Source organism: Serratia sp. TMDUHS_CL (assembly GCF_037137105.1).
Lineage (GTDB): Bacteria > Pseudomonadota > Gammaproteobacteria > Enterobacterales > Enterobacteriaceae > Serratia > Serratia nevei.
Genome location: NZ_JBBBDV010000006.1, coordinates 162471 through 176116 on the forward strand (window position 1 = coordinate 162471; position 13646 = coordinate 176116).

The 13646-nt window shown below is 56.4% G+C and carries 16 protein-coding genes and 1 other annotated feature; of the genes, 14 read left to right on the plus strand and 2 right to left on the minus strand.

Annotated elements, in window-relative coordinates:
- Positions 1 to 100: 100 nt before the first annotated feature.
- The gene (locus WCL58_RS13660; RefSeq protein WP_060440075.1) at positions 101 to 289 is read right to left on the minus strand and encodes a hypothetical protein; all 189 of its coding nucleotides are present in this window, start codon (positions 287 to 289) and stop codon (positions 101 to 103) included.
- A gap of 224 nt (positions 290 to 513) precedes the next feature.
- Between WCL58_RS13660 and WCL58_RS13665 the strand changes: the two genes are divergently transcribed.
- The 10 genes from WCL58_RS13665 (at position 514) to ihfA (ending at position 9931) form a co-directional block, all read left to right on the plus strand.
- Positions 514 to 1563 carry a CAP-Gly protein gene (locus WCL58_RS13665; protein ID WP_060419224.1) on the plus strand — a complete coding sequence of 350 codons (1050 nt, stop codon included), beginning with the start codon at positions 514 to 516 and terminating at the stop codon, positions 1561 to 1563.
- 239 nt (positions 1564 to 1802) lie between these two features.
- Complete coding sequence (locus WCL58_RS13670; protein ID WP_060440074.1) at positions 1803 to 2426, plus strand: hypothetical protein; 624 nt, start codon at positions 1803 to 1805, stop codon at positions 2424 to 2426.
- A 215-nt stretch (positions 2427 to 2641) separates the two neighbouring features.
- Positions 2642 to 4570, plus strand: coding sequence for a threonine--tRNA ligase (thrS, locus tag WCL58_RS13675; protein ID WP_025159696.1), 1929 nt, complete (start codon positions 2642 to 2644; stop codon positions 4568 to 4570).
- A gap of 3 nt (positions 4571 to 4573) precedes the next feature.
- Positions 4574 to 5125 (plus strand): translation initiation factor IF-3, encoded by a 552-nt coding sequence (gene infC / locus WCL58_RS13680; protein WP_048233542.1) that lies wholly within the window; start codon positions 4574 to 4576, stop codon positions 5123 to 5125.
- Between the two features lie 98 nt (positions 5126 to 5223).
- Complete coding sequence (rpmI, locus tag WCL58_RS13685) at positions 5224 to 5421, plus strand: 50S ribosomal protein L35 (protein ID WP_004931418.1); 198 nt, start codon at positions 5224 to 5226, stop codon at positions 5419 to 5421.
- Positions 5422 to 5464: 43 nt separating this feature from the next.
- On the plus strand, positions 5465 to 5821 hold the full coding sequence (rplT, locus tag WCL58_RS13690; protein ID WP_004931417.1) for a 50S ribosomal protein L20: 357 nt from the start codon (positions 5465 to 5467) through the stop codon (positions 5819 to 5821).
- Positions 5822 to 5934: 113 nt separating this feature from the next.
- Positions 5935 to 6057: a sequence feature (Phe leader region), on the plus strand.
- The gene (pheM, locus tag WCL58_RS13695; protein ID WP_121626058.1) at positions 5939 to 5983 is read left to right on the plus strand and encodes a pheST operon leader peptide PheM; all 45 of its coding nucleotides are present in this window, start codon (positions 5939 to 5941) and stop codon (positions 5981 to 5983) included. (Overlaps the previous feature by 45 nt.)
- A 187-nt stretch (positions 6058 to 6244) precedes the next feature.
- Entirely contained in the window at positions 6245 to 7228 is a 984-nt protein-coding gene (gene pheS / locus WCL58_RS13700; protein ID WP_004931416.1) for a phenylalanine--tRNA ligase subunit alpha, read from the plus strand.
- Between the two features lie 14 nt (positions 7229 to 7242).
- Positions 7243 to 9630 carry a phenylalanine--tRNA ligase subunit beta gene (gene pheT / locus WCL58_RS13705; protein WP_197808187.1) on the plus strand — a complete coding sequence of 796 codons (2388 nt, stop codon included), beginning with the start codon at positions 7243 to 7245 and terminating at the stop codon, positions 9628 to 9630.
- Between the two features lie 4 nt (positions 9631 to 9634).
- Positions 9635 to 9931 (plus strand): integration host factor subunit alpha, encoded by a 297-nt coding sequence (ihfA, locus tag WCL58_RS13710; protein ID WP_004931414.1) that lies wholly within the window; start codon positions 9635 to 9637, stop codon positions 9929 to 9931.
- Between the two features lie 189 nt (positions 9932 to 10120).
- Here the strand turns inward: ihfA and WCL58_RS13715 are convergent, their stop codons facing one another.
- Positions 10121 to 10252 carry a hypothetical protein gene (locus WCL58_RS13715; RefSeq protein ID WP_047727673.1) on the minus strand — a complete coding sequence of 44 codons (132 nt, stop codon included), beginning with the start codon at positions 10250 to 10252 and terminating at the stop codon, positions 10121 to 10123.
- 232 nt (positions 10253 to 10484) lie between these two features.
- On the opposite strand from WCL58_RS13715, the gene WCL58_RS13720 reads away from it, so the two are divergent.
- The 4 genes from WCL58_RS13720 (at position 10485) to btuD (ending at position 13395) form a co-directional block, all read left to right on the plus strand.
- Positions 10485 to 10850, plus strand: a complete 366-nt coding sequence (locus WCL58_RS13720; RefSeq protein WP_336851283.1) for a DUF2502 domain-containing protein — start codon at positions 10485 to 10487, stop codon at positions 10848 to 10850.
- 179 nt (positions 10851 to 11029) lie between these two features.
- Complete coding sequence (btuC, locus tag WCL58_RS13725) at positions 11030 to 12037, plus strand: vitamin B12 ABC transporter permease BtuC (RefSeq protein WP_087763502.1); 1008 nt, start codon at positions 11030 to 11032, stop codon at positions 12035 to 12037.
- 45 nt (positions 12038 to 12082) lie between these two features.
- Positions 12083 to 12634 carry a glutathione peroxidase gene (locus tag WCL58_RS13730; protein ID WP_336851284.1) on the plus strand — a complete coding sequence of 184 codons (552 nt, stop codon included), beginning with the start codon at positions 12083 to 12085 and terminating at the stop codon, positions 12632 to 12634.
- Between the two features lie 5 nt (positions 12635 to 12639).
- A complete protein-coding gene (gene btuD, locus WCL58_RS13735; RefSeq protein ID WP_049198618.1) occupies positions 12640 to 13395 on the plus strand; it encodes a vitamin B12 ABC transporter ATP-binding protein BtuD in 756 nt (251 codons plus the stop codon).
- The last annotated feature ends 251 nt before the right edge of the window (positions 13396 to 13646 follow it).

Consider the following 13646-nt stretch of genomic DNA (forward strand, 5'->3'; position numbering starts at 1 on the left):
ACTCCCTGTGCAACGTTCAAGCCGCCAGGCGGCGGCCCATGAGCTGAACAGCCTAGCCTGCCGTGTCTCTGGCGGCAATGGGGATAGCTCGGAAGGTTAATTAACCGTCGGCCGGCGTTTCCTCTTCGCCATTGCACTCGGCGGCGAGCTCCGGTTCATCCTCACACCCCAGCGGCGCTTCATTGACCGCAATCGCTCGCGGCACTGAACGCGCGCCAAAATGCACCAGCCCATACAGCGTCGCTAATACCGCGCATAGCACGACGAGGACTGCGAGTAACCGGTTCATATTATGAGCTCAAGACCTGTTCACCAGTGAATAACGTAAGGATAGTGATGCCAAGACGCTCTGTCAGCGTGTTGTCGCCGAGAGTAGGCACGTCCGTGCTGTAATTATTATTAATTATTTTTAACTGTTTTTACCATTTAAGCGCTTAAGAGATTAAACACTTCTATACTGGTAAGGCTTTGTGGCATTTCTTTATAATCGAAAAGCTTAAAAGGAGTTTTACTATGGAAGTGGCAAAAGAATGGGTAGCGGCGAAAAAAATCTCCTGGGGCAGCGTCATTGGTGGTGTTATCACCGTATTGGCTGTTTCACTGTTGCTGTCGACGTTGGGTACCAGCCTTGGATTTTCCATCGTGGATCCGACGTCAGACGATCCAATCAATGGAGCCGGTACCACCGTAGTGATTTGGTCCGCTGTTTCAATCATTATTAGCTTGGCTGCCGGCGCTTTTATTGCCGGACGTTTGGCTGCTAATGACGGCCTTATTCATGGCTTCCTGGTATGGGCTACGTCACTGATTGTGGCGGCGGTGCTGGGCGGGATGCTGGTCGGGTCTGCAGTGAAGGCCACCGGCAATGCGCTGGGTGCTATCGCTTCGACCTCTGGCAGCTTGCTCTCCGGTGCCGGTTCAGCGATTGGCAAAGGGGCAGCCGGGTTAGCGGACGTGGGTGGCAAGGTGTTTGACAAGTTGGGTATAGACACCACGTTGGAACCTGAACAGCTGCATGGTGATGTGGTTACGGCGCTTAAAAAAAGTGGTATTCCGTCATTGCAGCCTGAATTCATGCAGCAACAGTTGAATGCGGCCAAGACTGATTTGGCAGACGCAGTAAAAGCCCTGGCACTTCAGCCCGACAATAGCGATGCGATTATTAAGCAACTGGTCGACAAGCTTAAAAAACATGGTGAGGCCATCTCGCAAGATGTGGATCAAGACACACTGAAAAAAGCGCTGGTTGAAAATACCAATATGACGCCGCAGGAAGTAGACCAGACTGTGAAGAATTTGGTCGACGCCAAAAATAAAACTGCGCAGCTGGTTAATCAGCGTTTGGATGAAGCCGAAGCAAAAATCAATCAGGCAAAACAGGAGTATGCTGAGCTGAAACAGAAAGCGCGCGAACAGGCTGCCGCGGCTGCGGACGAATTGTCTCGGGCTGCCCTGTGGTCATTCTTTGCATTGTTGATTGGCGCAGTGGTCAGTGCATTGGCAGGCTTGTGGGGCGTTAACACCAACGCCCGGCGTGTCACCGTATCATCTCCGCAGGCGTAATTTCCAGGCTCGTTTGCGCGTCTCGATGATAGAGGGATGAGAGCCTGAAATACTGACGGTGATGAAATGACAGCCAGGAAAGACTGGCGTTTCCCCCGGCCATGTGCCGGGGTTTTTATTGTTTGCGGCGTGATTAATGACCACCTTTATCGCTGTGTACGGTATTAGGCATCAATTGCCACGATCCCTGAGAACAGGTGGATAACATAGATGCGCTGTAAATAATAATGAGTGTGATTATGAAACAAGAGCTGAATATTTTGCTGGGGAAGGCCGTTGCCTTTCTATTCTACGGCGCTTTTTTAGCGGCCTTGGTCGGCCTGGTGTTTATCGACGTACACTGGCTGCACAACTTCGTGCATGAAACCTCGCTGACCGAAGTGGCGCAGGAACTGTTGCTGCTCGCCATCGCCGGCGGTTTTTTCGCCGCGGCCTGGCGACAGGCTGAACGCCGCTCCGCCTGGATGCTGGTCGGTGGCTTCTTTCTCTGCATGTTGATCCGCGAGATGGACTTCGCCTTCGATGCGCTGTGGCACGGCGCGTGGGTGTGGTTCGCGCTGGCGATCGCCTTGGTCTGCCTGTGGCATGCCGCCAGGCACATCGCGGCAACGGTGCGCGGCCTGGCCGATTTCGTAACGCATCCCGGCTACGGCATGATGTGCGCGGGCCTGCTGTGCATTCTGGTGTTTTCCCGCCTGTTCGGCATGAGCGCGCTGTGGCAAACGCTGATGTTGGACGGCTATAACCGGGTAGTGAAAAACATGGTGGAAGAGGGCTGTGAACTGCTGGGCTACGGCCTGTGCCTGCTGGCCACCCTGAGCTACATGAAAACCGTTTTTGCGCCGGATGACGCGAAAGCGTGAGGGCGGCGCTTTATTTATCCGGAACAATTTTAGTGATACTATTCGCTTAGCCGAATGCGGCTGAGAAGGTATGCGTTCCATTCTGTATACCCAGTGAGGTTTCAATCTGGCAATTGTGGGCGAGATCTGAAACCTGGCTGACCAAACCCAAAACCCAATTTTCGTACTGCATGTGATCTGTCGTGTGGGTCACCACTGTAGATAAGGAATTATTAATGCCTGTTATTACTCTTCCTGACGGTAGTCAGCGTCATTTCGACCACCCCGTTTCCCCGATGGATGTCGCGCGCGATATCGGCCCTGGCCTGGCGAAAGCCTGTATCGCCGGCCGCGTCAACGGCGAGCTGGTTGATGCTGGCGATCTGATCGAATCAGATGCGCAGCTGGCCATCATCACCATCAAAGATGAAGACGGTCTGGAAATCATGCGCCACTCCTGCGCGCACCTGCTGGGTCATGCGATCAAGCAGCTGTGGCCGGATACCAAAATGGCGATCGGTCCGGTGATCGACAACGGTTTCTATTATGACGTGGATATCGACCGCACCCTGACGCAGGAAGACCTGGATCTGCTGGAAAAGCGGATGCACGAGTTGGCCGATAAGGATTACGACGTCATCAAGAAGAAGGTCAGCTGGCAAGAAGCCCGCGACACCTTCGCTGAGCGCGGCGAAATCTACAAAGTGGCGATCCTGGATGAGAACATCAGCCATGACGATCGTCCTGGCCTGTATCACCACGAAGAATACGTCGACATGTGCCGTGGCCCGCACGTGCCGAACATGCGTTTCTGCCACCATTTCAAGCTGCAGAAAACCTCCGGCGCTTACTGGCGCGGCGACAGCAAAAACAAAATGCTGCAGCGTATCTACGGCACCGCCTGGGCAGACAAGAAGCAGCTGAACGCCTACCTGCAGCGCCTGGAAGAAGCGGCCAAGCGCGATCACCGCAAGATCGGCAAACAGCTCGACCTGTATCACATGCAGGAAGAAGCGCCGGGCATGGTGTTCTGGCACAACGACGGTTGGACGATTTTCCGCGAGCTGGAAGCCTTCGTGCGCATGAAGCTCAAAGAGTACCAGTACCAGGAAGTGAAAGGTCCGTTCATGATGGACCGCGTGCTGTGGGAAAAAACCGGCCACTGGGAAAACTACAAAGACGCCATGTTCACCACCGCGTCGGAAAACCGCGAATACTGCATCAAGCCGATGAACTGCCCGGGTCACGTGCAGATCTTCAATCAGGGCCTGAAGTCGTACCGCGATTTGCCGCTGCGCATGGGCGAGTTCGGCAGCTGCCACCGCAACGAGCCATCGGGCTCCCTGCACGGCCTGATGCGCGTGCGTGGCTTCACTCAGGATGACGCACACATCTTCTGTACCGAAGAGCAGGTGCGTGCCGAAGTGAACGAATGCATTCGCATGGTCTATGACGTGTACGGCACTTTCGGCTTCGACAAGATCGCCGTCAAGCTGTCTACGCGTCCGGAAAAACGCATCGGCACCGACGACATGTGGACCCGTGCGGAAGAAGACCTGGCCGCCGCGCTGACCGAGAACGGCATTCCGTTTGAATATCAGCCGGGTGAGGGGGCCTTCTACGGACCGAAAATTGAATTTACCCTGCATGATTGTTTGGATCGCGCATGGCAATGTGGTACCGTGCAGCTCGATTTCTTCTTGCCGGGCCGTTTGGGCGCCTCGTACGTTGGCGAAAACAACGATCGCGTCGTGCCGGTAATGATTCACCGCGCCATTTTGGGCTCCATGGAACGCTTCATCGGTATCCTGACCGAAGAATACGCCGGGTTCTACCCGACCTGGATCGCCCCGGTGCAGGTGGTGGTGATGAATATCACCGACAGCCAGTCTGATTACGTCCAGCAATTGACCAAAAAACTGCAGGATGCAGGTATTCGCGTGAAAGCGGACTTGAGAAATGAGAAGATTGGCTTTAAAATTCGCGAACATACTTTACGTCGAGTCCCTTACATGTTGGTGTGCGGCGACAAAGAGGTCGAAGCAGGCAAAGTTGCCGTTCGTACCCGCCGTGGCAAAGACTTGGGAAGCCTGGACGTAAACGAAGTCGTAGACAAGCTGCTGAAAGAGATTCGCAGCCGTAGTCTTCATCAACTGGAGGAATAAAGTATTAAAGGCGGAAAACGAGTTCAACCGGCGCGTCCTAATCGCATTAACAGAGAAATTCGCGCGCAAGAAGTTCGCCTAACCGGCGTCGATGGCGAGCAGATTGGTATTGTCAGTCTGAATGAAGCTCTTGAAAAAGCTGAGGAAGCGGGCGTTGATTTAGTAGAAATCAGCCCAAATGCCGAACCGCCAGTTTGCCGAATCATGGATTACGGCAAATTCCTCTACGAGAAGAGCAAGTCGACGAAAGAACAGAAGAAGAAGCAAAAAGTTATCCAGGTTAAGGAAATCAAATTCCGTCCTGGCACCGATGATGGCGACTATCAGGTCAAACTACGCAACCTGATTCGCTTTCTGGAAGATGGCGATAAAGCCAAAATCACCCTGCGTTTCCGTGGGCGTGAGATGGCGCACCAGCAGATCGGTATGGAAGTGCTTAACCGCGTCCGTAAAGACCTGTGTGAAGATATGGATCTGGCAGTGGTCGAATCCTTCCCTACGAAGATCGAAGGCCGCCAGATGATTATGGTGCTCGCTCCTAAGAAGAAACAGTAAGGCTTACAAGTAATGGAACCCGCGCGGCGCTTGCGCTGTGTGGGTTTTATTCGCCCAACTGATTCGTTGTTTAACAATGCGAAGTGGATTTAATTAAAATGCCAAAGATTAAAACTGTACGTGGTGCAGCCAAGCGCTTCAAAAAAACCGGCAGCGGTGGTTTTAAGCGTAAACATGCCAACCTGCGTCATATTCTGACCAAAAAAGCAACCAAGCGTAAACGTCACCTGCGTCCGAAAGGCATGGTGTCTAAAAACGATCTGGTCCTGGTTACCGCGTGCCTGCCGTACGCATAAGCCATTTTTTTTGAATTTAGAATAAGACTTTAGGAGAGAGCATATGGCTCGCGTAAAACGTGGTGTAATTGCACGCGCACGTCACAAGAAAATTATGAAGCAGGCGAAAGGTTACTACGGTGCCCGTTCGCGCGTATATCGTGTTGCCTTCCAGGCAGTAATCAAAGCAGGCCAGTATGCTTACCGTGACCGTCGTCAACGTAAGCGTCAGTTCCGTCAGCTGTGGATTGCACGTATCAACGCAGCTGCTCGTCAGAACGGTCTGTCTTACAGCAAGTTCATCAACGGCTTGAAAAAAGCGTCGATCGAAATTGACCGTAAGATCCTGGCTGACATCGCAGTCTTCGACAAAGTGGCCTTCGGCGCACTGGTTGAGAAAGCGAAAGCAGCTCTGGCGTAAGTCAGTAGAAGAGGGAGCTTGCTCCCTCTTTTAATCTTTGTTTTCAGCGACAAATATTGACTTTTATTGGCCGCCGCTATATCACTGGTGGGCAATCATCGACAAGGTACCGCAATCATGCACGCAGCTATTTTTCGTTTCTTTTTTTACTTTAGCGCCTGATTTCAGGAGGCTTTGCGCGTAAGAAAAGAAACGAAAAGTAGCGCCTAAGCCTCCCTCGTGGAGGCTTTTTTGTTTTTGGCCATCGTCCCGCCTTGCAAAGCGTTGCGGTGAGAGCGACAGGCGTTGAGCCAGCCTTGTGCCTCGCTGGTGAGTCGCCTGGCCGGCAACGTATTGAAAAGTCTTTGAAGATTGCTCAAAGGCGTGTTCGAATAATAGATAACAATTACTTAGGGCCATCCCGGCCAGAGGAAGAGGAAAGCAATGCCACATCTCGCAGAGCTGGTTGCCAATGCCAAGGCAGCCGTAGAAGATGCCCAGGATGTTGCCGCGTTAGATTTGGTGCGCGTCGAATATTTTGGCAAGAAAGGTCATTTCACCTTGCAGATGCAGTCTCTGCGCGACGTACCGGCGGAAGACCGTCCGGCGGCCGGCGCGGTGATCAACCAGGCCAAGCAAGAGGTGCAAGACGCGCTGAACGCGCGTAAGAACGCACTGGAAAGCGCCGCGCTGAACGCGCGCCTGGCGGCTGAAACCATCGACGTGTCCCTGCCGGGCCGTCGCATGGAGAACGGCGGCCTGCATCCGGTGACCCGCACCATCGACCGGATCGAAACCTTCTTTGGCGAGCTGGGCTTCTCCGTTGCCACCGGCCCGGAAATTGAAGACGATTACCATAACTTCGACGCGCTGAACATTCCAGGGCATCACCCGGCGCGCGCCGACCACGACACCTTCTGGTTCGACGCCACGCGCCTGCTGCGCACCCAGACTTCAGGCGTGCAGATCCGCACCATGAAGAACCAGCAGCCGCCGATCCGCATCATTGCGCCGGGCCGCGTTTATCGTAACGACTACGATCAGACGCACACCCCGATGTTCCACCAGATGGAAGGGCTGATCGTCGATAAAGACATCAGCTTCACCAACCTGAAGGGCACGCTGCACGATTTCCTGAACAACTTCTTTGAAGAAGACCTGCAGGTTCGTTTCCGTCCGTCCTACTTCCCGTTCACCGAGCCGTCCGCTGAAGTGGACGTGATGGGCAAGAACGGCAAGTGGCTGGAAGTGCTGGGCTGCGGCATGGTGCATCCGAACGTGCTGCGCAACGTGGGCATCGATCCGGAAGTTTACTCCGGCTTCGCCTTCGGCATGGGCATGGAGCGCCTGACGATGCTGCGTTACGGCGTCACCGACCTGCGCGCATTCTTCGAAAACGATCTGCGTTTCCTCAAACAGTTTAAGTAAGGCGGGAATATCACATGAAATTCAGTGAACTCTGGTTGCGCGAGTGGGTAAACCCGGCCATCAGCAGCGAAGCATTATCCGATCAAATCACCATGGCCGGCCTGGAAGTGGACGGCGTGGATCCGGTTGCCGGCGCGTTTAACGGCGTCGTCGTGGGCGAGGTGGTCGAGTGTGGCCAGCATCCGAACGCCGACAAACTGCGCGTTACCAAGGTTAACGTAGGCGGCGATCGCCTGCTCGACATCGTCTGCGGCGCGCCGAACTGCCGTACCGGCCTGAAAGTGGCGGTCGCCACCGTGGGCGCGGTGCTGCCGGGCGATTTCAAAATCAAGGCCGCCAAGCTGCGCGGCGAACCTTCGGAAGGCATGCTGTGCTCGTTCTCCGAGCTGGGTATTTCCGACGATCATGACGGTATCATTGAGCTGCCGCTGGATGCGCCGATCGGCACCGACATCCGCGACTATCTGAAACTGAACGACAACACCATCGAGATCAGCGTTACCCCGAACCGCGCCGACTGCCTGGGCATCATCGGCGTTGCGCGCGACGTGGGCGTACTGAACCAGGTTGCGCTGACCGAGCCGGACATGAGCCCGGTAGCCGCCACCATCGACGCCACGCTGCCGATCCGCGTTGACGCGCCGCAGGCGTGCCCACGCTATCTGGGCCGCGTAGTGAAAGGCATCGACGTCAAGGCGCCAACCCCGCTGTGGATGCGTGAAAAACTGCGTCGCTGCGGTATCCGTTCTATCGATGCCGTGGTTGACGTCACCAACTATGTGCTGCTGGAGCTTGGCCAACCGATGCACGCCTTCGATCTGAGCCGCATCGACGGCGGCATCGTGGTGCGCATGGCGGAAGAAGGGGAAACCTTGACGCTGCTGGACGGCAACGAAGCCAAACTGAACGCCGACACCTTAGTGATCGCCGATCATCAAAAAGCGCTGGCGATGGGTGGTATCTTCGGCGGCGAGCATTCCGGCGTCAACGGGGAAACTCAGGACGTGCTGCTGGAGTGCGCCTTCTTCAGCCCGCTGTCGATCACCGGTCGCGCACGCCGTCACGGCCTGCACACCGATGCTTCTCACCGCTATGAGCGCGGCGTCGATCCGGCGCTGCAGTACAAAGCGATGGAGCGCGCCACGCGCCTGCTGCTCGACATCTGCGGCGGTCAGGCCGGCCCGGTTATCGACGTGACCAATGAAAACGAACTGCCGAAGCGCGCTACCATCACGCTGCGCCGCGAGAAGCTGGATCGCCTGATCGGCCACGTGGTGCCGAGCGAGCAGGTTAGCGACATTCTGCGCCGCCTGGGTTGCCAGGTAACCGAACAGGGCGACAGCTGGCAAGCGGTCGCGCCGAGCTGGCGTTTCGATATGGAGATCGAAGAGGACCTGGTGGAAGAAGTGGCGCGCATTTACGGCTACGACAACATCCCGGATGTGCCGGTTCGTGCCGATCTGGTGATGACCCAGCATCGCGAAGCCGATCTGACGCTCAAGCGCGTGAAGACCATGCTGGTCGATCACGGCTACCAGGAAGCGATCACCTACAGCTTCGTCGATCCGAAAGTGCAGGCATTGCTGCATCCGAATGAAGAAGCGCTGATCCTGCCGAGCCCGATTTCGGTCGAGATGTCGGCGATGCGTCTGTCGCTGTGGACCGGCCTGCTGTCTGCGGTGGTGTATAACCAGAACCGCCAGCAGACGCGCCTGCGCCTGTTCGAAAGCGGCCTGCGCTTTGTGCCTGATAGTGCGGCAGATCTGGGTATCCGTCAGGATGTCATGCTGGCAGGCGTGATCGCTGGCCATACGCACGATGAGCATTGGGATCTGGCGCGCAAGCCCGTCGACTTCTATGATTTAAAAGGGGATCTGGAGTCTGTCCTCGAGCTGACCGGTAAATTATCCGAAATTCAGTTCCGGGCGGAAGCCAATCCGGCCCTGCATCCAGGGCAAAGTGCGGCGATTTATTTGCACGGCGAACGCGTAGGTTTCATTGGTGTGGTTCACCCGGAACTTGAACGTAAACTGGATCTTAACGGCCGCACCGTGGTGTTTGAACTGGAGTGGAACAAGCTTGCGAGCCGCGCCGTGCCTCAGGCGCGGGAGATTTCGCGCTTCCCGGCAAACCGCCGTGATATCGCCGTTGTGGTGGCTGAAAACGTCCCCGCAGAAGATATTTTGGCCGAGTGTAAGAAAGTTGGCGCAAATCAGGTAGTTGGCGTAAACTTGTTTGACGTGTACCGTGGCAAGGGCGTGGCAGAAGGTGACAAGAGCCTGGCTATCAGTCTGGTATTGCAGGATACCGCTCGTACACTGGAAGAAGAGGAGATAGCCGCTACCGTTGCAAAATGCGTAGAGGCTCTAAAACAGCGATTCCAAGCATCCTTGAGGGATTGAACCTATGGCGCTTACTAAAGCTGAAATGTCAGAACACCTGTTTGAGAAGCTTGGGCTTAGCAAACGGGACGCCAAAGACCTGGTGGAACTGTTCTTTGAAGAGGTCCGTCGGGCCCTTGAGAATGGCGAACAGGTAAAACTGTCGGGTTTTGGCAACTTTGATCTGCGTGACAAGAACCAACGTCCGGGGCGTAACCCGAAGACCGGCGAAGACATTCCGATTACGGCGCGCCGCGTGGTGACCTTCCGTCCGGGGCAGAAGCTGAAAAGCCGGGTAGAAAACGCCAGCCCGAAAGGGTGAGTGACGTGACATCAAAAAAGGCCGCTTGCGCGGCCTTTTTCTTTTTTTTGGGAAAATTCAGTTTATTCCTAATGGGCAATGTAGGAATTAAATTTATTCATTAAAGCACTACGGCGAAAATTTATTTAATCTTATTTGCGGAATATTCTTATATCTTATTTCATTTGATGGTTGGCCTTATTTGTCATTTCAATAACGGCCATAATAATGGCCTGGGCCGTCGCCGCGGTGGCCGCCGCCCCAATGCGGGCCCCAGCAGCAGGCGCTGAGGCTTGAGGCCAGGGCCACAACGGCCAGCAACATACCGATACGTTTAATCATCTTATTATCCTCCGGTGGGAATCCATTTAATTATAATTGTCTTGAGGTCTGAGAGACGTCAGTTATTCGTTAAACCTTGTCAGTGGTTATGATAATTAAAGGCGGCGGCAAACAGTGTAGGGATTGTGTAAGGCCGTCGAAAACGATCTGAAAATAGGCATCGATGAGATAGTCGTTAAATAAGCACGCTGATATAACCACTGCAGCAAGAAAAATAGAGTGAGAAGGTAAAATGAAAAAGATCCTGTTGCTGGTGTGTTTCCCGCTGTTGCTGCCGCTGGCGGCGCAGGCCGATGTGTCCGTCGATATCAACGTGCCGGGCGTTTCCCTGCATCTGGGGGATCAGGACCGTCGCGGCTACTACTGGGATGGCTACGACTGGCGTCCACCGCAGTGGTGGCATGCGCACCAGGGCCGCGGTCTGGGTGAGCGCAATGCGCGCGGTTTGTACTGGGACGGCGGACGCTGGCAACCTTCGCCGCCGCGTGGCTATGAGCATCGCGAGCCGGAGCGCAGCGGCAATCCGTTCCACGGCGATCGCGATAATCGCGACCGCCGTCAGCCTTATCCACCGGGCAACGCCGGCCCGCATCGTTAATCCCTGAGTTTTTCGGCGGCTGGTTTTGCCATCATCATGGTGATGACGGGCAGGGCCAGCCGCTGCTTTCCTGCGCCATCGCCTACGCAAGGCTTCCCCTTGCGGCGTTAACCCCCTAATATTCGACTCAGACGTCAATTATCCGGCCACGACAGCGGCCGGCAGGGAACCGCCGCGCCATGCCAACCAGTCGTACTTTCACCTTACTGTTGCAACATCAGCGCTACCGCGATAAGCGCCAGGTCACTCTGCTGGCGCTGGGCGTGGCGGTGGCGTTGCTGTTCAGCCTCTGCGCCGGTGACCAATGGATATGGCCGTCAGCGTGGTTCAGCGATCGGGCGCAGCTGTTCGTTTGGCAACTGCGTTTACCGCGCGCGCTGGCGGTGATGCTGGTCGGCGCCGCCCTGGCGGTGGCAGGCGCGGTGATGCAGGCGCTGTTTGAAAACCCGCTGGCGGAGCCCGGTCTGCTGGGGGTGGCTAACGGCGCCGGCGTCGCGCTGGTGTTGACGGTGCTGTTGGGGCACGGTTTGTTGCCGGTGGCGCTGATGAGCGCCGCCGCGATAGCCGGTGCGCTGGCGATGACCTTTTTGCTGCTGGGCTTCGCTCGGCGTCGGCGCCTGACCAATGCACGGCTGTTGCTGGTTGGCGTGGCGCTGGGCATCGTGTGCAGCGCGCTGATGACCTGGGCGGTCTATTTCAGCACCAGCCTCGATCTGCGGCAGCTGATGTACTGGATGATGGGCGGTTTCGGCGGCGTCGATTGGCGGCAAAAGTGGCTGGTGCTGGCGCTGCTGCCGGTGCTGCTGTGGCTGTGCGGCCAGGGCAGAGCGCTCAACCTGATGGCGCTGGGCGAGGTGCAGGCGCGGCAACTTGGGCTGTCGCTGCATCTGTGGCGTAATTTGCTGGTGCTGGCGATCGGCTGGCTGGTCGGCGTCAGCGTGGCGCTCGCCGGAGTGATTGGCTTTGTTGGGTTGGTTATCCCGCATATTTTGCGGCTCACCGGCCTGACCGACCAGCGCTATCTGCTGCCGGCCTGCGCGCTGGCGGGAGCCGGGGTGTTGCTGGTGGCCGATGTGATCGCCCGCGTTGTGCTGCTGGCGGCCGAGCTGCCGATCGGCGTGGTGACCGCCACGCTGGGGGCGCCGCTATTTATCTGGTTACTGACCCGAACAAAGGGCGTAAGGTAGTTTTCTTCATTCACCTGCCATTAAAAAACCAAAGGATGACAACCGATGAGCAAGCCAATCTACAACCTGCCGTTACACACCATCGAAAATCAGGCGACCACGCTGGGCGCCTATCAGGGTAAGGTGCTGCTGGTGGTCAACGTGGCCTCGGAGTGCGGCCTGACCAAGCAATATGAAGGGCTGGAAGCGCTGTACGAAACCTATCGCGATCGGGGGCTGGAAGTTTTGGGGTTCCCGTCCAATGAATTCCTGGGCCAGGAGCCGGGCAGCAACGAAGAGATCCTGGCGTTTTGCCGCGGCACCTTCGGCGTGCAATTCCCGATGTTCGCCAAGATTGAGGTGAACGGCGAACATCGGCATCCGCTGTACCAGGCGCTGATTGCCGCGCAGCCGGATGCTGTCGCACCGCAGGGCAGCGAGTTCCTGGCGCGGATGACCAGCAAAGGGCGGGCGCCGAAGCACGCCGGCGATATTCTGTGGAACTTCGAGAAATTCCTCGTCGCGCGCGACGGCACGGTGATCCAACGCTTCTCGCCTGACACCACACCGGAAGATCCGGCGCTGGTGGCGGCGGTAAAACAAGCGCTGGCAGGATAAGACGGATGCTGCAACTCGTCGAGGTTGGGGTGGCGGGGCGCCTGGCGCCTTTTTCGGCACAGATTGAAGGCGGGTTGCAGGTTCATCTGATCGGCCCAAACGGCGCCGGGAAGAGTACCTTGCTGGCGCGGGTGGCCGGCATGCTGCCGGGGCTGGGCGAGGTTCGCCTGGACGGGCGCGCGCTGGCCGATTATCCGGGTAACGCGCTGGCATGCCGGCGTGGCTATCTCAGCCAGCAACAGCCGCCGGTGTCGCTGATGCCGGTGTTCCAGTATTTGGCCTTGCACCGGCCAGCGGCAGCGGCGCAAACCGATGTGGAACACGCCATTCTCTATTTGTGCCAGCGGCTGAAGCTGGTGGATAAGCTGTCACGCATGCTGACGCAGCTCTCCGGTGGCGAATGGCAGCGGGTGCGGCTGGCGGCGGTGTTGCTGCAGGTGTGGCCCAGCGTCAATCCGCACAGTCGGCTGTTGTTGCTGGATGAGCCGACCAACAGCCTGGACGTGGCTCAGAAAGTCGCGCTGGATCGCCTGCTGCGGGAATTTTGCCAGAGCGGGCGCAGCGCGCTGGTGTGCGCGCACGATCTGAATCATACCTTACAGCAGGCCGATCGGGTTTGGTTGCTGCACGCCGGGCGGCTGGTGGCACAGGGGGCCACGCGTGAGGTGATGGCACCCGCGCTGCTGTCGCAGATCTATGAAGTGGACTTCCACCTGCAATGGGTGGGGGACCAGCGTTGGATCATGACCCGCACGGCTTGAGTCGCGGCGGCGGCGGGGCGCAACGTAAACGAAAACTAAACGTAGTGAATATAAATAGCCGGGTAATCATCGGTTAATATTGGGCTGCCTCTCACTTTCTTATCGATTTTCTTGAAAAACGTCGATGACGTGCTACGCTTGATTCGGCAAAAATAAAATACGTAAATAATTATTAATAAATATAAGAAATTGATTTTAACAATGATTTTAAATAGATGATGGCGGCACCCACCAATCAGTTGACCCACTGA